Consider the following 18,984-nt stretch of genomic DNA (forward strand, 5'->3'; position numbering starts at 1 on the left):
CCACCCGGGGCGCCCGCAGAAGGGCCGCTGACGCGCGTGGCGGCCGGAGGCTGGTGCCTCCGGCCGCCACGTCTTGCTGCGGAACCGGCCTGACGGCGAAGGCAGGTGTCGCCGGTTCCCTCAGCACGTCAGGGTCTTACTTGATCTCCTGGTCGGGCACGATCTTGCCGCCGGTGACCTTGTAGGCCCAGACCGTCTTGTCGGACGGCTCGCCCTGGGCGTCGAACTTGATCTGCTTGGTCACGCCCTTGGCGTCGTAGTTGCGCACGAAGGTGTTGACGTCGGACAGGCTGGTCTTGCCGGCGGCGATGGCCGCGAGGAAGACGTTGGCCGCGTCGTAGCCCTCGGCGGAGTAGGTGGCCGGGTCGGAGCCGTAGGCCGCCTTGAACGCCGACTGGAACTCCGGCGCCTTCTCCGGCGGGAGGCAGGGGCAGGTCATGACGGTGCCCTCGGCAGCGGCGCCCGCCGCCTTGATGTAGCCGTCGTCCTTGACGCCGTCGCCGACGACGATGGTGCCCTTCCAGCCCTGCTGGCGCAGCTGCTTGGCGAGGATCGCCGCCTCGGCGTAGTAGCCGCCGTAGAACAGGGCGTCGGCGTTGGACGCCGCCACCTTGGTCACGGTCGCCGAGAAGTCGGTCTGCTTCTGCTGGACCTCGTCGGTGCCCACGACCATGGAGCCGAGGTCACCCTTGACGATGTCGGCCAGGCCCTTGCCGTACTCGGAGGAGTCGTCGGCGACGAACACCTTCTTGGCGCCGAGGGTGTCCTTGATGTACTTGGCGGCCGCCGGACCCTGGGTCGCGTCGTTGCCCAGCATGCGGAAGAAGGTCTTCCAGCCGTTCTGGGACAGCTTCGGGTTGGTCGCCGACGGGGTGATGGTGGTCAGGCCCGCCTTGTCGAAGATCGGGTCGGCGGCCTTGGACTCACCGGAGAACGCGGGGCCGACGATGCCGATGACCTTCTTGTCGCTGACGGCCTTCTGCGCCAGCGCCGGCGCCTGAGCCGGGTCGCCCTGGCTGTCGAAGGTCGTGAGGGTCACCTTGCAGTTGGCGTGCTTCTCGTTGTACTGCTTCACCGCGAGGTCGGCACCGTTCTTGATGTTGATGCCGAGGTTGGCGGCGTCACCGGTGAGAGCACCGAAGAAGCCGATCTTGAGGTCACAGGCCGTGCCGCCACCGGAAGCGGTGCTCGAGCCGCCCTTGGTCCCGCAGCCGGTCAGCACGAGCGCGGCTGCCAGCACCGGCGCGCCGAACTTGATGAGAGAACGCACGAACTCCTCCTGATGCCACGTATGGCGAAGCGCTCAGCGCAACGCTGTGGACCCCCCTCTGCGGGAGGTTTGACGGAACCCTAGACCCCGTCAGGGCATCACGGGCACTGTCTGCGCCCGAACGGTGACCGTGTCGTGACCTTGCGTCTACTCGCCTCCGGACGAACCCGGCATACCGCTGATGACGGCCTCGGCGACCTCGCGCATCCCCAGGCGGCGGTCCATCGCGGTCTTCTGGATCCAGCGGAAGGCGTCGGCCTCGCTGACCTTGAGCCGGCTCATGAGGACGCCCTTGGCGCGGTCGACCAGCTTGCGGGTCTCCAGCCGCTCGCCGAGGTCGGCCACCTCCTGCTCGAGGGCGTGCAGCTCGCTCCAGCGGGACCGGGCGATGTCGATGGCCGGCGCGAGGTCGCCGGCGGTGAACGGCTTGACGACGTAGCCCATGACCCCGGCGTCGCGGGCGCGCTCGACGAGCTCCTTCTGGCTGAACGCCGTGAGCATGACCACCGGGGCGAGGCGCTCGGCGCCGATCCGCTCGGCCGCGCTGATGCCGTCCAGGACCGGCATCTTGACGTCCATGATGACCAGGTCCGGGTGCAGCTCGCGGGTCAGCTCGACAGCCTGCTCGCCGTTGGAGGCCTGGCCGACGACGTCGTAGCCGGACTCCCCCAGCATCTCGGCGAGGTCCATGCGGATCAGGGCCTCGTCCTCCGCGACGACGATGCGCAGCCGAGGCTGCTCCCCCGGGTATGCCGTGTGCTCGGCTGAGGGGGCGGGCGTGGGGTCCGGCGTGGTGGCGTCGTCGTTCACGTCGGCCAGCCTAGCCAGCCGGGCGCCGGTGCCCTGACAACAGTGCCGAGGGCGGGACTTGAACCCGCACGCCCTTTCGGGCAAAGCATTTTGAGTGCTCCGTGTCTGCCATTCCACCACCCCGGCCGGGTGCGGCGTCAGCATAGCGTCCGCCACCAGCGACCCGGACGAGGTGGGCTGCGTCATCTGCAGGTGCGACCGCGCAGGGCCGCGCCGGACGATGACAGCATGGACGGAGTCCCCACGTCTGAGTCCAACAAGGCCCTCGTCCGGCGCCATTTCGAGGAGACCTTCAACCAGCGCCACCTCGCCTCGTGCGACGTGCTGTTCGCCCACGACTTCATCGAGCACGCGGTCGCGCCGTTCGGGCCGGCCGCGCCCGGGCTGGTCGACGGGCCGGCGCACATGCGCCAGACGGTGGAGTGGCTCATCGCGCAGTACCCCGACCTGCACATGCGCATCGAGCAGGTCGTGGCCGAGGGCGACCTGGTCGTGGCCCGGGTCCGCAGCACCGGCACGAACCTGGGGCCGCTCAACGGGGTCATCCCCGCCACCGGGCGCCGGTTCGACTCCTATGCCTGCCACTGGTTCCGCGTGGTGGACGGCCTGCTCGCCGAGCACTGGGCGGTCCGTGACGACCTCACCTCGATGGTGCAGATCGGGGTCATCACCCCGCCCCGCCCGCCGGCCGGGGAGGCCTCCGGGTCGACGAGTGCCGGGTCGACGGGGGCTGGTTCGACGAGGGCGGGGTCATCGGAGGCGGCGGGTGCCGGGGCACCGGCGGCCCGCCGCGCGTGGCGCCCGCAGGCGCCTCCCACCGTGCTGGCGTGAGCCGGCGGCGGTGGCCCGGAGCGGTGGCCGCCTAGAGGTCGAGGTCCTGGTAGGCCGGGGCGACCCGGTTGACCGCGTTGCCCATGCGGTGGACCCGCAGGGCGTTGGTGGAGCCGGGGATGCCGGGCGGGGAGCCGGCGACGATGACCACGAGGTCGCCCTCGACGGCCCGGCCGGACTGCAGCAGGGACACGTCAACCTGCAGGGCCATCTGGTCGGTGTGCTTGGCCATCGGCACCAGGAAGGTCTCGATCCCCCAGGTCAGCGCCAGCTGCGAGCGGGTCGCCTGGTTGGGCGTGAAGGCCAGCATCGGCAGCTTGGAGCGGATGCGGGAGAGCCGCTTGGCCGAGTCGCCGGTGGTCGTGAACGTGACGAGGAACTTCGCGCCGACGAGCTCGCCGATCTCGGCGGCCGCCCGGGTCACCGCACCACCCGTGGTGTGCGGCTTGGTGCCCAGCGGGGCGACCCGGTCGAGGCCGTGCTCCTCGGTGTTCTCGATGATCTTGGCCATCGTCTTGACGGTCTCGATCGGCCAGGCGCCGACGCTGGTCTCGCCCGAGAGCATGAGGGCGTCGGCCCCGTCGAGGACCGCGTTGGCGGCGTCGCTGGCCTCGGCGCGGGTCGGGCGGGAGTTCTCGATCATCGACTCCAGCACCTGGGTGGCGACGATGACCGGCTTGGCGTTGCGGCGGGCGATCTCGATGGCGCGCTTCTGCACCAGCGGGACCTGCTCCAGCGGCAGCTCGACGCCGAGGTCTCCGCGGGCGACCATGACCCCGTCGAAGGCCTCGATGATGTCGGCGAGGTTGTCGACGGCCTGCGGCTTCTCGATCTTGGCGATGACCGGGAGGCGCACGCCCTCCTCGTCCATGATCCGGTGCACGTCCTCGATGTCCTTGGAGGAGCGCACGAAGGACAGGGCGATCATGTCCGCGCGCAGGTGCAGGGCCCAGCGCAGGTCGGCCTCGTCCTTGTCGGACAGGGCGGGGACGCTCACCGCGACGCCGGGCAGGTTGATGCCCTTGTTGTTGGAGACCGTGCCGCCCTCGATGACGACGGTGACCACGTCGGTGTCGGTGACCTCGACGGCCTCGAGCGCCACCTTGCCGTCGTCGATGAGCAGCCGGTCACCGGGGCTGACGTCGCCCGGGAGGCCCTTGTAGGTCGTCGAGACGCGGTCCTGGTCGCCCAGGATGTCGTCGGTGGTGATGGTGAACCGCGCGCCGTTCTCCAGGTGGACCGGGCCGTCGGCGAAGCGGCCGGTGCGGATCTTCGGGCCCTGCAGGTCGACGAGGACCCCGACCGCGCGGCCGGACTCGTCGCTGGCGCGACGGACCTCGAGGTAGACCTTCTCGTGGTCCTCGTAGGCACCGTGGGAGAGGTTGAGCCGGGCCACGTCCATGCCCGCGGCGACCAGCTCCGAGAGCCGCTCGGCCGAGGAGGTGGCTGGTCCCAACGTGCAGACGATCTTGGCGCGGCGCATGGTCAAACCCTATGGGTTACCGGCCCGTAGCACGGAACCGGCCACCCCCTGGGGGCGGCCGGTCCCGACAGGCGGACATGCTCACGCGGTGAGCGGACGGTCCGTGGGGTTGATCGGCCTCGGCAGGGCCGAGGAGCCGGTGAGGAACGCGTCGACGCCGTGCGCGGCAGCCCGCCCCTCGGCGATGGCCCAGACGATCAGCGACTGCCCGCGTCCGGCGTCGCCGGCGACGAAGACACCCGGCACGGAGGTCTGGAAGTCCTTGCCCCGCTTGATGTTCGAGCGCTCATCGAGCTCGACGCCGAGCTGCTCGACCACGCCGGTGCCCTGCGGGCCGAGGAAGCCCATGGCCAGCAGCACCAGCTGGGCCGGGATCTCCCGCTCGGAGCCCTCGACCTCGGCGAAGCCCTTCTCGCCCATCTCGACCTCGACCACCCGCAGCGCCCGCACGTTGCCGTCCTCGTCGCCGAGGACCTCCTTGGTGCTGGCCGCGTAGACCCGGTCGCCGCCCTCCTCGTGGGCGCTGGCCACGCGGAAGAGCATCGGGTAGGTCGGCCACGGCTGACCGGCGGGGCGGTCCTGCGGCGGGCGGGGCATGATCTCCAGCTGGGTGATGGACCGGGCGCCCTGACGGATCGCGGTGCCGAGGCAGTCCGCGCCGGTGTCGCCGCCGCCGATGATGATGACGTCCTTGTCGGTGGCCACCACCTGGTCCTGCACCTGCTCCCCCAGGGCGACCCGGTTGGCCGGCGGGAGGAAGTCCATCGCCTGGACGATGCCGCCCAGCTCGCGCCCCGGCACCGGCAGGTCGCGCGGCACGGTGGCGCCGACGGCCAGGACCACCGCGTCGTAGCGCTGGCGCAGCTGCGCGCCGGTGATGTCCTCGCCGACGCTGACACCGCTGCGGAAGCGGGTGCCCTCGGCCTTCATCTGCTCCAGGCGCCGGTCCAGGACGGACTTCTCCATCTTGAACTCGGGGATGCCGTAGCGCAGCAGGCCGCCGGGCTTGTCCTCGCGCTCGAACACCGCGACGGTGTGGCCCGCCCGGGTCAGCTGCTGGGCGGCGGCCAGGCCGGCCGGGCCCGAGCCCACGACGGCCACGGTCTTGCCGGAGAGCCGCTCCGGCGGCTGCGGCGTGACCGTGCCGGCGTCGAACGCCCGCTCGATGGTGGTCACCTCGACCTGCTTGATCGTCACCGCGGGCTGGTTGATGCCCAGCACGCAGGCGGTCTCGCACGGCGCCGGGCAGAGCCGGCCGGTGAACTCCGGGAAGTTGTTCGTGGCGTGCAGGCGCTCGATCGCCTCGCGCCAGTCGCCCTTCCAGGCCAGGTCGTTCCACTCCGGGATGAGGTTGCCCAGCGGGCAGCCGTTGTGGCAGAAGGGGATGCCGCAGTCCATGCAACGCCCGGCCTGGCGCTGCAGCTGCGCGACCTCCTGCTCCTCGTAGACCTCGCGCCAGTCCTTGATCCGGACCGGCACCGGCCGGCGAGTCGGCAGCTCACGCTCACGCGTCGTCAGGAAACCCTGAGGGTCAGCCACGAGAAGCCTCCATGATCCGCTCCCACACCTGGGTGCCGTTGGGGTCGAGTCCCTCGGACTCGGCCGCAGCCCGCACGTCGAGCACGCGTTGGTAGTCGCGTGGCAGCACGAGCGTGAAGCGGCTCTTGACGTTGTCCCAGTCCGCCAGCAGGCGTGCCGCCACGGCGGAGTCGGTCCACTCCCGGTGCCGCGTGAGCAGCTCGTGGACCGCCTTCTCGTCGCCCTCCCGCAGCGGGGTGAGGTCGACGAGCTCGGTGTTGACCCGCTCGGGGCGCAGGTCGAGGACGTAGGCCACGCCACCCGACATACCGGCGGCGAAGTTGCGGCCGGTCGGGCCGAGCACGAGGACCGCGCCACCGGTCATGTACTCGCAGCCGTGGTCGCCCACGCCCTCCACGACGGCGGTCGCGCCGGAGTTGCGCACGCAGAACCGCTCGCCCACCTGGCCGCGCAGGAACAGCTCACCGGTCGTGGCGCCGTAGCCGATGACGTTGCCGGCGATGACGTTGTGCTCGGCGGTCAGCGAGGCGCCGCGCTCGGGGCGGACGACCACCCGGCCGCCGGACAGGCCCTTGCCGACGTAGTCGTTGGCGTCGCCGAACAGCCGGATGGTCACCCCGGCCGGCAGGAACGCGCCCAGGGACTGGCCGGCCGAGCCGTTGAGGGAGATGTCGATGGTGCCGTCGGGCAGCCCCTCGGGGTGGGCCTTGGTCACCTCGTGCCCGAGCATCGTGCCGACGGTGCGGTTGACGTTGCGCACCGGCAGCTCGACCCGCACCGGCTCCCCCCGCTGCAGCGCGTCCTGGCCGAGCTGGATGAGGGTGTGGTCGAGCGCCTTCTCCAGGCCGTGGTCCTGGCCGGCGGTGTTGTATCGCGCGGAGCCGTCCGTGGGCACGACCTCGGTGAGGATCGGGGTCAGGTCCAGGCCGCTGGCCTTCCAGTGCTCCACCGCCCGGGCTGTGTCGAGCAGCGAGACCTGCCCGACCGCCTCGTCGATGCTGCGGAAGCCCAGCGCGGCGAGGTGCTCGCGGACCTCCTCGGCGATGTACTCGAAGAAGGTCTCGACGAACTCCGGCTTGCCGGAGAAGCGCGCCCGGAGCTCGGGGTTCTGGGTGGCGATGCCGACCGGGCAGGTGTCGAGGTGGCAGACGCGCATCATGATGCAGCCGCTGACCACCAGCGGGGCGGTGGCGAAGCCGAACTCCTCGGCGCCGAGCAGCGCGGCGATGACCACGTCGCGGCCGGTCTTGAGCTGGCCGTCGACCTGCACCACGATCCGGTCGCGCAGGCCGTTGAGCACCAGCGTCTGCTGGGTCTCGGCCAGGCCGAGCTCCCACGGGGCGCCGGCGTGCTTGAGCGAGGTCAGCGGGGAGGCGCCGGTGCCGCCGTCGTGGCCGGAGATCAGCACCACGTCGGCGTGCGCCTTGGAGACCCCCGCCGCGACCGTGCCGACGCCGACCTCGGAGACGAGCTTGACGTGCACGCGCGCCTGCGGGTTGGCGTTCTTGAGGTCGTGGATCAGCTGGGCCAGGTCCTCGATCGAGTAGATGTCGTGGTGCGGCGGCGGGGAGATGAGGCCCACGCCCGGCGTCGAGTGCCGCGTCCTGGCCACCCACGGGTAGACCTTGTGGCCGGGCAGCTGGCCGCCCTCGCCCGGCTTGGCGCCCTGGGCCATCTTGATCTGGATGTCGTCGGACTGGGTCAGGTAGAGGCTGGTGACACCGAACCGGCCCGAGGCGACCTGCTTGATCCGCGAGCGCCGGGCGGGGTCGAGCAGCCGGTCGACGTCCTCGCCGCCCTCGCCGGTGTTGGAGCGCCCGCCGAGGTTGTTCATCGCCACGGCCAGCGTCTCGTGCGCCTCCTGGCTGATCGAGCCGTAGCTCATCGCGCCGGTGTTGAAGCGCTTGACGATCTCGCTGACCGGCTCGACCTCGTCCAGCGGCACGGGGGTGCGCCCTTCGGAGGCCAGCTCGAACAGGCCGCGCAGGGTCATCAGCCGCTCGGACTGCTCGTCGACGCGGGAGGTGTACTGCCGGAAGACGTCGAAGCGCCGTGCCCGGGTGGAGTGCTGGAGCCGGAAGACCGTCTCGGGGTCGAACAGGTGCGGCTCACCCTCGCGGCGCCACTGGTACTCCCCGCCGACCTCGAGCTTGCGGTGCGGCAGCCGCACCCCGTCCGGCGGGTAGGCCCGGGCGTGGCGGGCGGCGGCCTCGGCGGCGAGCACCTCGAGGTCGACGCCGCCGAGCTGGGTGACGGTGCCGGTGAAGTAGCGCTGGACCAGCTCCGGGGACAGGCCGATCGCCTCGAAGACCTGCGCGCCGCGGTAGGACGCCACGGTGGAGATGCCCATCTTGGACATCACCTTCAGCACGCCCTTGCCCAGCGCCTTGATGAGGTTGGCCACGGCCTTCTCGGCGCTGACGTCGGCGAGCTGGCCGGAGCGGACGAGGTCCTCCACGGTCTCCATGGCCAGGTAGGGGTTGACCGCGGCGGCGCCGTAGCCGATGAGCAGGGCGACGTGGTGCACCTCGCGCACGTCGCCCGCCTCGACGATGAGTCCGACCTGGGTGCGGGTCTTCTCCCGGATGAGGTGGTGGTGGACCGCGGAGGTCAGCAGCAGCGACGGGATCGGGGCGAGGTCACGGCCGGAGTCACGGTCGGAGAGCACCACGAAGCGCGCTCCCCCGGCGATGGCCTCCGACACCTCGGCGAAGATCTCCTCCAGCCGGGCCTGCATCGCGGCCGCGCCGGCGGACACGTCGTACAGGCCCTTGACCACGTGGGTCGCATAGCCGGGCAGGTCGCCGTCGGCGTTGATGTGGACGATCTTGGCCAGGTCGTCGTTGTCGATGACCGGGAACGGCAGCACGACCTGCCGGGCGTGGGCCGGGGTCGCGGTCAGCGCGTTGCCCTCGGGGCCGATGACCGTGCCCAGGGAGGTGACCAGCTCCTCGCGGATGGCGTCCAGCGGCGGGTTGGTGACCTGGGCGAACAGCTGGGTGAAGTAGTCGAACAGCAGCCGCGGGCGGTCCGAGAGCACCGCGATCGGGGTGTCCGTGCCCATCGACCCCAGGGGCTCGCCGCCGGTCCTCGCCATCGGCGACAGCAGGATCTTGAGCTCCTCCTGGGTGTAGCCGAACGTCTGCTGGCGCCGGGCCACCGACGCCGCGGTGTGCACGATGTGCTCACGCTCGGGCAGGTCGGCGAGGTGGATCAGGCCGGCGTGCAGCCACTCGTCGTAGGGGTTCTCGGCCGCCAGCGAGGCCTTGACCTCGTCGTCGCTGACGATCCGGCCGTGCTCGGTGTCGACGAGGAACATCCGCCCGGGCTGCAGCCGCCCCCGGCGCACGACCCGCTCCGGCTCCAGCTCGAGCACCCCGGCCTCGGAGGCGAGCACCACCAGGCCGTCGTCGGTCACCCAGTAGCGGCCCGGGCGCAGGCCGTTGCGGTCCAGCACGGCGCCGATGACGGTGCCGTCGGTGAAGGTCACGCAGGCCGGGCCGTCCCACGGCTCCATGAACGTGGAGTGGAACTCGTAGAACGCCCGCCGGGCGGGGTCCATGTCCTCGTGGTTCTCCCACGCCTCCGGGATCATCATGAGCACGGCGTGCGGCAGCGAGCGGCCGCCCAGGTGCAGCAGCTCCAGGGCCTCGTCGAAGCTGGCCGAGTCCGACGCCTCCGGGGTGCAGATCGGGAAGAGCCGCTCGAGGTCGCCGGGGATGATGTCGCTGGCGAGCTGGCTCTCGCGGGCCCGCATCCAGTTGCGGTTGCCCTTGACGGTGTTGATCTCGCCGTTGTGGGCGATCAGCCGGTAGGGGTGGGCCAGTGGCCAGGACGGGAAGGTGTTGGTCGAGAAGCGGGAGTGGACCAGCGCCAGCTCGGTGGCGAACCGGCGGTCGGACAGGTCGGGGAAGAACGGCTCGAGCTGGCCCGTGGTGAGCATCCCCTTGTAGACGAGGGTGCGGCACGACAGCGACGGGAAGTAGACCTCGGCCTCGCGCTCGGCCCGCTTGCGCAGGCAGAACGCCATCCGCTCCAGGCCCAGGCCGACGACGCGGCCCGCGGCGGCGGTGACGAACAGCTGGCGGAACACCGGCATGCAGGCCCGCGCGGTCTCCCCCACCAGGTCGGCGTCGACCGGCACGTCGCGCCAGCCGACGACCCGCAGGCCCTCCTCGGCGGCCAGCGCCTCGATGGTCGCGACGGTCTCCGCCTGCTCCTGCGGCTCGACCGGCAGGAAGGCGATGCCCACGGCATACGCGCCCTGGGCCGGCAGCTCGAAGTCGACGACCTCGCGCAGGAAGCCGTCGGGGACCTGGGTGAGGATGCCGGCGCCGTCGCCGACCTCCGGGTCGGCGCCGGTCGCGCCACGGTGCTCGAGGTTGCGCAGCGCCGTCAGCGCATGGTCGACGATGTCGTGCCCGGCGCTGCCCCGCATCGTGGCGACGAGGGCCACGCCGCAGGCGTCGTGCTCGTTCGCGGAGCTGTACAGCCCCTGGTTCGCGGGCTGCGCGGAGAAGCGCGAGAAGGCAGACATGGCTGCGAAGTCACCGTCCTTGAAACTGTCACGAGGAGCACTCGGGCACCGGCTGGACGGCGTTGGCCAGCATGGTCCGAGCAGGATAGCCGAGAGTGGCGATGTCCTGACAGCTGGGACAGATCAGTCCGGATCGTGAGACGAACCCCGGTCCGCAGCACGCGCGCCCGCGTCAGAGGTATGCCGGGCCGCCGGGCCCGCGGGCACGGTCGCCTCCCCCGCGCTGACCTCGGCATCCTCGCCCGGGGCCGTCTCCGGGGCGGCCGTGGCGGTGTCCTTCCCGGCCGCCGCAGCCCGCCGCCCGAAGCGCCACCACAGCGCGAGGCCGAACAGGAACACGAGGACGGAGGTCCACACGTTGAGACGCAGCCCGAGGATGTGGTTGGCCTCGTCGGTGCGCATCAGCTCGATGACCAGCCGGCCGGCGGTGTAGAGCATGACGTAGAGGGCGAACACCCGGCCCGGGACGAGCGGGCGGCCGGCGGCACGCAGCCGCCGCTCGAGGAGCACGATCGCCAGGGCGATCAGCAGGCACCACAGCGACTCGTAGAGGAACGTGGGCTGGAAGGTGCCGAGCACGACCGGCTTGCCGGAGGCGTCGACGACGGCCTTGCCGGCAGCCTGGTCCCACTGGTGGATCTCCAGGCCCCAGGGCAGCGAGGTGCGCCCGCCGTAGAGCTCGTTGTTGAACCAGTTGCCCCAGCGCCCGAACGCCTGGGCGACGGCCACGCCCGGGGCGGCCGCGTCGATGAAGTCCAGGAAGCGGACGTGCTGGCGCCGGCACCCGATCCAGGCGCCGACGGCGCCCAGCGCGACCGCGCCCCAGATGCCGAGGCCGCCGTTCCAGACCTTGAACGCGTCCATCGGGTGGCCGCCAGGCCCGAAGTAGGGCTGCCACGAGGTCGCCAGGTGGTAGAGCCGGCCGCCGACGATGCCGAACGGGACCGCCCAGGCCGCGACGTCCAGCGCCTGGCCGGACGTGCCGCCGCGGTCCTCCAGGCGGCGCTGGGTGATCCAGACGGCCACGACGATGCCGGCCAGGATGCACATCGCGTAGGCCCGGATCGGGAAGAACCCGAGGTACCACACGCCCTGCGTCGGGCTGGGGATGCTCGCGGCCAGGGCGGTGGTCACTTCGTGGCTGCCTTGACCTGGTCGGTGAGGTACTGCTGCGAGAGCTGCTGCAGCGGCAGGTCCTTGCCGTTGAGCTTGAGCGTCGGCGTGGAGAAGACGCCGGCCTTCTCCGCCGCGGTCTCGACGTCCTTGGCGTAGCCCAGGTGCGTCTTGGCGTCGAAGCACTTCGTCCAGGTGGTCAGCGCGGAGCCGCTGATGCCTGCCTTGCTGGCGAAGCCCATGAGGTCGGCGTCGGTGTAGCCGGCACCCTCCTGCGCGGGCTGGTTGGCGTAGACCACCCCGTGGTAGTCGAGGAACTTGCCCTGGTCAGCGGCACACGCCGCCGCGGCGGCCGCGCGGACCGAGGAGTCGTTGCCGAGCTTGGCGTCGAGGAAGCTCATCATGTGCACGACCAGCTTGATGTCACCGGCCTTGGCCATCGAGGAGATCTGCTGGCCGAAGACCTGCTCGAGCTTGCCGCACACCGGGCACTGGAAGTCCTCGTAGAGGTCCAGGGTCGGGGCACCCGCCTTGGCGGTCGAGGCGTTGGCGACGATCCCGCCGCCGGTGCCGGTGGCGCCCTGGGGCAGCGCCGAGGAGCCGCTCGCCCCGCTCGAGCCGCTGCCGCTGCCGCTGCTCCCGAGGATCACCGCGAGCACGATCCCGATGATCGCCACGGCGGCGACGACGCCCCCGATGAGGATGCGGTTGGGGCCCTGCTTCGGCGCGGCGGCCTTGAGCTTGGCCGAGGCGTCGGGTCGCGAGGTCATGCGTGCTCCTGTCCGAACAGACGGTGGTCGAGGCCGTACGCGGTGCGTGGCCGGACGGTCAGCCACGCGGCGCAGAGCAGCAGCCCGGCGTCGCGGAGGACTTCCGAGAGGTAGTGCGTCTGGGAGGCCGCGATGGTTCCCCCGCCGCCGAAGCAGCCGCAGTCGATCGACAGCCCGCGGGCCCACGCCGAGATGATGCCGATCTCGAAGGCGACCATGAGCAGGCCGCCGAGCACCGCGGCCACCCGGGTGAACAGCCCGGCGAGCAGCAGCAGCCCGAGGAGGATCTCGAAGACCGGCAGGGCGTGCCCGATGACCCCGGCGAGGTCATAGGGCAGCAGCTGGTAGGCCCGCACGGCCATGGCCGACTGGGCCGGGGAGGCCACCTTCAGCCCGCCGGCGACCACCAGCACGCCACCGAGGGCGAGCCGGGCCACGAGGCCCACCAGGTCGGCGCGCCGCTCCCCCCGCCGGGACGCCACGGCCTCAGCGACCCTTGCGGACACCGGCGGCCAGCTCAGCGGCGAGGTCACGGAGCGCGGCGATACCTCCGGCCCGGTCGCCGCCCCCCTCCGCGTCGGACAGGGCGCGCACCAGGGCGGACCCGACGATGACACCGTCGGCGAAGGCACCGACCTCGGCCGCCTGGGCACCGGTGGAGACGCCCAGCCCGACGCAGACCGGCTTGTCGGTCGCGGCGCGGGCCCGGGTGACGAGCTCCTCGGCGGCGTCCCCGACCGCCGCGCGGGCGCCGGTGACGCCCATGACCGCGGTGGCGTAGACGAAGCCGCGGCACGCCTCGGCGGTGCTGCGCAGGCGCTCGTCGGTCGAGCTCGGCGCGACGAGGAAGACCCGGTCGAGGTCGTGCCGCGCGGCGGCGTCGATCCACTCCTGGCCCTCGTCCGGGATGAGGTCGGGGGTGATGAGCCCGGCGCCACCGGCGGCCGCGAGGTCCGTGGCGAACCGGTCCACGCCGTAGCGCAGGACCGGGTTCCAGTAGGTCATGACCAGCGCCGGGGCACCGGCGTCGGCCACCGCGCGGACGGCGGTGAAGACGTCGGCCAGGCGGGTGCCGCCCTTGAGCGCGGCGTCCACCGCGTGCTGGATCACCGGACCGTCCATCAGCGGGTCCGTGTAGGGCACGCCGATCTCGACGATGTCGACCCCGGCCTCGACCATGGCGACCATGGCCTCGATCGAGCCGGGCACGTCCGGGTAGCCGACCGGCAGGTAGCCGACCAGGGCGGCACGCCCCTCGGCCCGGGTCCGCTCCAGGACCTCCGCGACGCTGCTCACCAGCCACTCCCCTCGGCCTGCTCGACCGGTTCCTCCGCCTTGAGCTGCTCGGCCTCGACCAGCTCCTCCTCGCTGACCAGCCCGAACCAGCGCGCGGCGGTGTCGACGTCCTTGTCCCCCCGGCCGGAGAGGTTGACCAGCACGATGCCGTCGGGGCCGAGCTCGCGGCCGATCCGGAGGGCACCGGCGAGGGCGTGGGCGCTCTCGATCGCCGGGATGATGCCCTCGGTGCGGCACAGCAGCGCGAACGCGTCCATCGCCTCGCTGTCGGTCACCGGGTAGTACTCGGCCCGCCCGGAGTCCTTGAGGAACGCGTGCTCCGGGCCGACGCTGGGGTAGTCCAGCCCGGCCGAGACCGAGTGGGACTCCAGCGTCTGGCCGTCCTCGTCCTGCAGCACGTAGGTGAAGGCGCCGTGCAGCACACCGGGCACCCCGGTGCTGAACCGGGCGGCGTGGTGGCCGGTGTCGACACCCTCGCCGCCGGCCTCGAGGCCGACCAGGCGCACCGAGGCGTCGTCGATGAACCGGTGGAAGATGCCCATCGCGTTGGAGCCGCCGCCCACGCAGGCACAGACGGCGTCGGGCAGCCGGCCGACGAGGTCGAGCACCTGGGCCCGCGCCTCGACGCCGATGATGCGGTGGAAGTCGCGCACCATCTCGGGGAACGGGTGCGGGCCGGTGACGGTGCCGATGAGGTAGTGCGTGTCGGCGACGTTGGTCACCCAGTCGCGCATCGCCTCGTTGATCGCGTCCTTGAGCGTGGCGCTGCCGGTCGAGACGGGCACCACCTCGGCGCCGAGCAGGCGCATGCGGGCGACGTTGAGCGCCTGCCGCTTGGTGTCCTTCTCGCCCATGTAGACGGTGCAGGACAGCCCGAGCAGCGCCGCGGCGGTCGCGCTGGCGACGCCGTGCTGGCCGGCACCGGTCTCGGCGATGATCCGGCTCTTGCCCATCCGCTTGGTCAGCAGCGCCTGGCCGAGCACGTTGTTGATCTTGTGCGAACCGGTGTGGTTGAGGTCCTCGCGCTTGAGCAGGATGCGGGCACCGCCGGCGTGCTCGGCGAACCGGGGCACCTCCGTGATGAGGCTGGGCCGGCCGGTGTAGGTCCGGTGCAGCCGCTCGAGCTCACCCTGGAAGGCGGGGTCGACCGCGGCCTTCTTCCGCGCCTCGTCGAGCTGCTCCAGGGCAGCCACGAGGGCCTCGGGGACGAAGCGACCGCCATACGCGCCGAAGCGCCCCTCGCGGTGCGAGGGCTGGGACTGGCTCATCACACTCCTTGCTTGCGCAGTGCCGGGTGGGCACCTGCGGCGATCAGGTCGGCCACGGCCTCGCGCGGGTGGCCGCCGGTCACGAGGCTCTCCCCCACGAGCACGGCGCCGGCGCCCGAGCGGGCGTACTCGAGCACGTCGTGCGGGCCGCGGACGCCGGACTCGGCGACCTTGACGATGCCGGTGGGGATCATCGGGGCGATCCGCGCGAAGGTCGACCGGTCGACCTCGAGGGTCTTGAGGTTGCGGGCGTTGACGCCGATGACGCGGGCGCCGGCGGCGACCGCCCGCTCGGCCTCCTCCTCGTCGTGCACCTCCACGAGGGCGGTCATGCCGAGGGACTCGGCCCGCTCCCGCAGGCCGACGAGGGTGTCCTGGTCGAGGGCCGCGACGATCAGCAGGATGACGTCGGCGCCCCAGGCCCGCGCCTCCCACACCTGGTAGGAGGAGACCATGAAGTCCTTGCGCAGCACCGGGACGTCGACGGCGGCGCGCACCGCGGCGAGGTCCTCGAGGCTGCCGCCGAAGCGGCGCTGCTCGGTCAGCACGCTGATCACGCTCGCGCCACCGGCGGCGTAGTCGGCAGCCAGGCCGGCGGGGTCCGCGATCATCGCCAGCGCACCCTTGCTCGGGCTGGAGCGCTTGACCTCGGCGATCACCTTGACGCCCCCCGCCGCGCTCAGCACCGCGAACCCGTCCTTGGGCGGGTCGACCCGGGCGACCCGTGCCTTGAGCTCGTCCAAGGACGTGCGCGCCTGCCGGACCGCGAGGTCCTCCCGGACTCCGTCGATGATCTCGTCAAGAACGCTGGGCACCCGTCAAGGCTAGCCGCGCCGTCCCGTCCATCCGAATCGACCCCACACGAGCGGCCGCACTGGGGCGGCGCTCAGGCCGGCGAGAGCGCGGTCCAGCCCGGCACGTTGCGCAGGACCCAGAACACGACGATGCCGGCCAGCAGCACCCAGATGCTCCACCCCGGGGCGACCCGGCGCGGCACCCGCCCGGTCACGGTGCGTTCGACCCACAGCACCCACGACATCAGCAGATAGGGCACGACCAGCACGGCCAACGGGTTGCGGGCCAGCGCACCGGCGAGGTCCAGGTGGGCCAGGTCATGCAGCGCGCGCAGCGACCCGCACCCGGGGCAGTACCAGCCGGTGACGGCCAGGAACGGGCAGGTCGGGTAGTGCCCGGGCTGGTTCGGGTCGACCGCCGCGAGGTATGCCGCGGCCGCCAGCCCGGCCGCGCCGACCGCCAACGGCAGGAAGAGCCCGCGCCACGACCGCAGTGCTGCAAGTGTGGACACGGGCTCTTCCTCCGGCTCCGCCGCCACGGGCGACGGTGACGCTGCTAGTTGGTGGCCATGCCGCTCCTGGCGGCGTTGATCTGGAACGGCACCGCGATGGCGATGGCGATGATGCCCGCCACGACCGTGACGATGGTCCAGGTCTTGGCGCGCTGCGATGCCTGCTGGGAGCCAGCGTAGTCACCGGCCTGCCACTTGCTGTTGACCTGCGAGGCGAAGACGATCGCCACAATGCCCAGGGGTACGCAGCAGAGGATGCAGGCGAGGATCGACTGCACCAGGTAGTTCTTCGGCGGCGCACCAGCGGGGCCCTGGCCGGGCATGCCCTGGGCGGGCGGCGGCGGAGGCGGGGGCGGGGGCGTCTGGCCGTAGTCGGACATGGAGGTGGTCCCCTGTTCGTCGGTGCGCACCGGTCTGGCGCATCTGCGCCCCGACCCTAGCCGCACAGACACCGCACAGTTCGGCGAGACACGCGCCCCCGGCGGCAGCCGGAAGCGGACAGCAGCAGGCCCGGACAGCAAGAGGCCCGGACAGCAAGACGCCCGGGCCGCGGCGCGGTCCGGGCGTCCTGGCAGGCGGTGACGTCAGCGGATCGCGGTCGTTCCCTCCGCGGCCTCCGGCTTGTGCTGGCCGAAGCCGGCCATCGCGAGCACCTTGCCGGCGATGACGCCGACGAGGACGAGGACACCACCGGCGACGAACATCCACACGGACGCGAGGACGACGGCCAGGGACATGATCGCCGACGCGACCAGCAGGATGGTGACGGCGGTCCAGGCAGCGACGCTGTGTCCGTGTCCGTGCTCGGCCATGAGGGTTCTTCTCCTTGTGCGGTCTGACGTTGGGGGACATTGTGTCAGCGCCGCACGCCTGACGGCACAGGGGGCGGCACGCCTCGCCGCCCGGCCCGCGACGGGGCGGCCCGTCAGGGCAGCAGCCCCCGCACCACCAGCCGCCCGGGACGCTCCTGCCCCCAGGCGATGACGACGTCACCGCCGACGAGCACCCGCGGCCCCCCGAACAGGGCCGGCTCCACCGCCCGGAAGAGCGGGGAGCGCCTCCCGCTGAACGCCGTGAACGCGTAGTCCTCGGCTCCGACGTCCTGGCCGTCGACGTGGCTGACCCCGCCCGGACCGGGCGCACTGGTGAGGACGCCACCGGCGAGCACGACGGGGGCCGCGGCCCCGACACCGGTGGCGGACCGCGCCGCGGCACCGTCGGGACGCGCATCCGGGCCGGTCAACGTGCGAACGGCGCCGGTGGCCAGGTCCAGGACGCGCGTGGGGACCTCGGCCCCGGGGTCGTGGTCGGGCCGGAACGCGAGCAGCGACGGGGTGACGAGGGCGGCGTCGAAGGTGTCGAGCCGCCGCAGCACCCGACCAGTGCTGAGGGCGAAGACGGTGCTCGATGGTGTCCGTGCGGCATCCACCTGCAAAAGCAGCCGGTCACCCAAGACGGTGGCTCTGGCGACGGCGTCACTCTCCCCGGCCGGGACGTCGGCCCGCCACGCCTGGCGGCCGGTGTGGTCGACCGAACGCAGGGTGACACGGCCTGCCGCGCCTTCCCCGCAGATCTCCTCGAGCACCCAGCCGGTGGGGGTAGCGAAGGCGGCGTCGGGCCGGCGAGCCGGCAAGCAGGACGGGTCCAGCGGCAGGGTGAGCTCGTGGCCGGTGCCCAGGTCGGTCTGCACCAGCCGGTGACCCACGTCCTCCCTCAGCGCCCAGGCCCCGCTGACCAGGGCCGCGCCGTCGTCGCCGCCCCGCCCCGGGCCGGCGTTGGCGACATCGGGGCCGACGTAGCTGAACTGACCGCTGCCGGCGTCGAGCACCACCTGCCAGCCGGTGAGGTCCTCGCCGCGTCCGGCCCCGACCTGGGGGTGGCAGGGCAGCGGGGTCCCGTCGGCCGAGACCCGCGGCTGCGGCGTGACGACTACTGCGTCGCCGGCGGCGTTGAACGCCGCCCGGACCAGGCAGGCGCCGTCGCGACCGTAGCTCCACAGGGTCCGGCCGGAGCGCGCCTCGAGCACGCGCACGGTGCTGCCATCGTTGACCAGGACCCCCTGGGGTCCCGTGGCCACCACCGCCCCACGAGCCAGGGTCTGCGTCCACCCGACCCGGGTCAACGTCGCCGGCAACGGCCGTCCGGGGACGGGCTGGCCGGCGACGGTCGTGTGGTGCACGGGCCAGGACCGGTAGGTGGACTCGATGGCGACACCGCCGGCTGCGACGGCCAGAGCCGGCACCAGGAGCGCCGCCGCCCTGGTGAGGAGCCGCCGGTTGCCGGCCAGCCCCGACGCCGGATGCGGGACCGGCACGACCAGCAGGACGACCCCGGCCAGGACGACCAGGGCGCCGAGCCCGTGCCACAGCGGCACGGCACTCGGCCACCCGGTGCGCGACTCCAGCGACCAGCCGTGGGCTGACATTCCCAACAGGGCCAGCGCGAGGACGACGGCCACTGCCGCGACGAACCGGACCTGTCGGGTGGCCTCGTCGAGGGAGGCCTCCTGCGGGCCCCAGGCCTGCTGAGCCGCCTGCTGGCGCCGCAGTGACCACAGTCGGGAGGCGAGCACCAGCAGCACCACCACGAGTGCGACGACCCAGAACCGCTGGTGGTCCGGGGGCCAGAACGGGTTGGGCTCCACCGGGCCGAACGCGCCCCAGACCAGGGTGAGCGCTCCGGCGACACTCGCAGCCACCCCCGACCATCGCCAGGCGCTGGCACCAGCCCGCCCGGTGTTGTTGCCCGTACGGCCTTCCAG

Annotated in this window: 16 protein-coding genes and 1 tRNA gene; 1 reads left to right on the forward strand and 16 read right to left on the reverse strand. The window is 72.3% G+C overall.

Features of this window, described 5'->3' with window-relative positions:
* Positions 1-136 precede the first annotated feature (136 nt).
* From FB474_RS10315 to FB474_RS10325, 3 genes are all read right to left on the reverse strand, one after another.
* Positions 137-1,270, reverse strand: coding sequence for a branched-chain amino acid ABC transporter substrate-binding protein (locus tag FB474_RS10315; protein WP_141788558.1), 1,134 nt, complete (start codon positions 1,268-1,270; stop codon positions 137-139).
* 147 nt (positions 1,271-1,417) lie between these two features.
* Positions 1,418-2,080: an ANTAR domain-containing response regulator gene (locus tag FB474_RS10320; protein WP_141788559.1), complete on the reverse strand. Its 663-nt coding sequence runs from the start codon at positions 2,078-2,080 to the stop codon at positions 1,418-1,420.
* Positions 2,081-2,123: 43 nt separating this feature from the next.
* Positions 2,124-2,206 (reverse strand) — tRNA-Leu (locus FB474_RS10325).
* 102 nt (positions 2,207-2,308) lie between these two features.
* Here FB474_RS10325 and FB474_RS10330 point away from each other — a divergent pair.
* Positions 2,309-2,911, forward strand: coding sequence for an ester cyclase (locus tag FB474_RS10330; RefSeq protein WP_141788560.1), 603 nt, complete (start codon positions 2,309-2,311; stop codon positions 2,909-2,911).
* Positions 2,912-2,942: 31 nt separating this feature from the next.
* Here FB474_RS10330 and pyk read toward each other — a convergent pair whose 3' ends face one another.
* The 13 genes from pyk to FB474_RS10395 form a co-directional block, all read right to left on the reverse strand.
* Entirely contained in the window at positions 2,943-4,394 is a 1,452-nt protein-coding gene (gene pyk, locus FB474_RS10335) for a pyruvate kinase (protein ID WP_141788561.1), read from the reverse strand.
* 81 nt (positions 4,395-4,475) lie between these two features.
* Positions 4,476-5,933, reverse strand: a complete 1,458-nt coding sequence (locus tag FB474_RS10340; protein WP_141788562.1) for a glutamate synthase subunit beta — start codon at positions 5,931-5,933, stop codon at positions 4,476-4,478.
* Positions 5,926-10,470 carry a glutamate synthase large subunit gene (gene gltB / locus FB474_RS10345; protein ID WP_141788563.1) on the reverse strand — a complete coding sequence of 1,515 codons (4,545 nt, stop codon included), beginning with the start codon at positions 10,468-10,470 and terminating at the stop codon, positions 5,926-5,928. The genes FB474_RS10340 and gltB overlap by 8 nt, the downstream gene beginning before the upstream one ends.
* A gap of 123 nt (positions 10,471-10,593) precedes the next feature.
* Positions 10,594-11,604: a prolipoprotein diacylglyceryl transferase gene (gene lgt / locus FB474_RS10350; RefSeq protein WP_246092130.1), complete on the reverse strand. Its 1,011-nt coding sequence runs from the start codon at positions 11,602-11,604 to the stop codon at positions 10,594-10,596.
* Positions 11,601-12,353: a DsbA family protein gene (locus tag FB474_RS10355; RefSeq protein ID WP_141788564.1), complete on the reverse strand. Its 753-nt coding sequence runs from the start codon at positions 12,351-12,353 to the stop codon at positions 11,601-11,603. Before FB474_RS10355 ends, lgt begins: the two co-directional genes overlap by 4 nt.
* Entirely contained in the window at positions 12,350-12,835 is a 486-nt protein-coding gene (locus tag FB474_RS10360) for a MauE/DoxX family redox-associated membrane protein (protein WP_141788565.1), read from the reverse strand. Before FB474_RS10360 ends, FB474_RS10355 begins: the two co-directional genes overlap by 4 nt.
* Positions 12,836-12,839: 4 nt before the next feature.
* The gene (trpA, locus tag FB474_RS10365) at positions 12,840-13,652 is read right to left on the reverse strand and encodes a tryptophan synthase subunit alpha (RefSeq protein WP_425465316.1); all 813 of its coding nucleotides are present in this window, start codon (positions 13,650-13,652) and stop codon (positions 12,840-12,842) included.
* Positions 13,646-14,917, reverse strand: coding sequence for a tryptophan synthase subunit beta (trpB, locus tag FB474_RS10370; protein WP_141788567.1), 1,272 nt, complete (start codon positions 14,915-14,917; stop codon positions 13,646-13,648). Before trpB ends, trpA begins: the two co-directional genes overlap by 7 nt.
* On the reverse strand, positions 14,917-15,732 hold the full coding sequence (gene trpC / locus FB474_RS10375) for an indole-3-glycerol phosphate synthase TrpC (RefSeq protein WP_141788568.1): 816 nt from the start codon (positions 15,730-15,732) through the stop codon (positions 14,917-14,919). Before trpC ends, trpB begins: the two co-directional genes overlap by 1 nt.
* Before the next feature lie 71 nt (positions 15,733-15,803).
* The gene (locus FB474_RS10380; RefSeq protein WP_141788569.1) at positions 15,804-16,223 is read right to left on the reverse strand and encodes a DUF2752 domain-containing protein; all 420 of its coding nucleotides are present in this window, start codon (positions 16,221-16,223) and stop codon (positions 15,804-15,806) included.
* A gap of 44 nt (positions 16,224-16,267) precedes the next feature.
* Positions 16,268-16,603 carry a CD225/dispanin family protein gene (locus tag FB474_RS10385; protein ID WP_141788570.1) on the reverse strand — a complete coding sequence of 112 codons (336 nt, stop codon included), beginning with the start codon at positions 16,601-16,603 and terminating at the stop codon, positions 16,268-16,270.
* A gap of 204 nt (positions 16,604-16,807) precedes the next feature.
* Positions 16,808-17,035: an HGxxPAAW family protein gene (locus FB474_RS10390; protein ID WP_141788571.1), complete on the reverse strand. Its 228-nt coding sequence runs from the start codon at positions 17,033-17,035 to the stop codon at positions 16,808-16,810.
* A 113-nt stretch (positions 17,036-17,148) separates the two neighbouring features.
* The gene (locus tag FB474_RS10395) at positions 17,149-18,921 is read right to left on the reverse strand and encodes a hypothetical protein (RefSeq protein WP_141788572.1); all 1,773 of its coding nucleotides are present in this window, start codon (positions 18,919-18,921) and stop codon (positions 17,149-17,151) included.
* Positions 18,922-18,984 lie beyond the last annotated feature (63 nt).

Source organism: Oryzihumus leptocrescens (assembly GCF_006716205.1).
Classification (GTDB): domain Bacteria; phylum Actinomycetota; class Actinomycetes; order Actinomycetales; family Dermatophilaceae; genus Oryzihumus; species Oryzihumus leptocrescens.

Excerpts from the sequence above, each read along its gene's own strand:
- FB474_RS10330 (WP_141788560.1), top strand. The coding sequence starts at position 2,309 with ATGGACGGAGTCCCCACGTCTGAGTCCAACAAGGCCCTCGTCCGGCGC.
- pyk (WP_141788561.1), bottom strand. The coding sequence starts at position 4,394 with ATGCGCCGCGCCAAGATCGTCTGCACGTTGGGACCAGCCACCTCCTCG.
- gltB (WP_141788563.1), bottom strand. The coding sequence starts at position 10,470 with ATGTCTGCCTTCTCGCGCTTCTCCGCGCAGCCCGCGAACCAGGGGCTG.
- FB474_RS10355 (WP_141788564.1), bottom strand. The coding sequence starts at position 12,353 with ATGACCTCGCGACCCGACGCCTCGGCCAAGCTCAAGGCCGCCGCGCCG.
- trpB (WP_141788567.1), bottom strand. The coding sequence starts at position 14,917 with ATGAGCCAGTCCCAGCCCTCGCACCGCGAGGGGCGCTTCGGCGCGTAT.
- FB474_RS10385 (WP_141788570.1), bottom strand. The coding sequence starts at position 16,603 with ATGTCCGACTACGGCCAGACGCCCCCGCCCCCGCCTCCGCCGCCGCCC.
- FB474_RS10390 (WP_141788571.1), bottom strand. The coding sequence starts at position 17,035 with ATGGCCGAGCACGGACACGGACACAGCGTCGCTGCCTGGACCGCCGTC.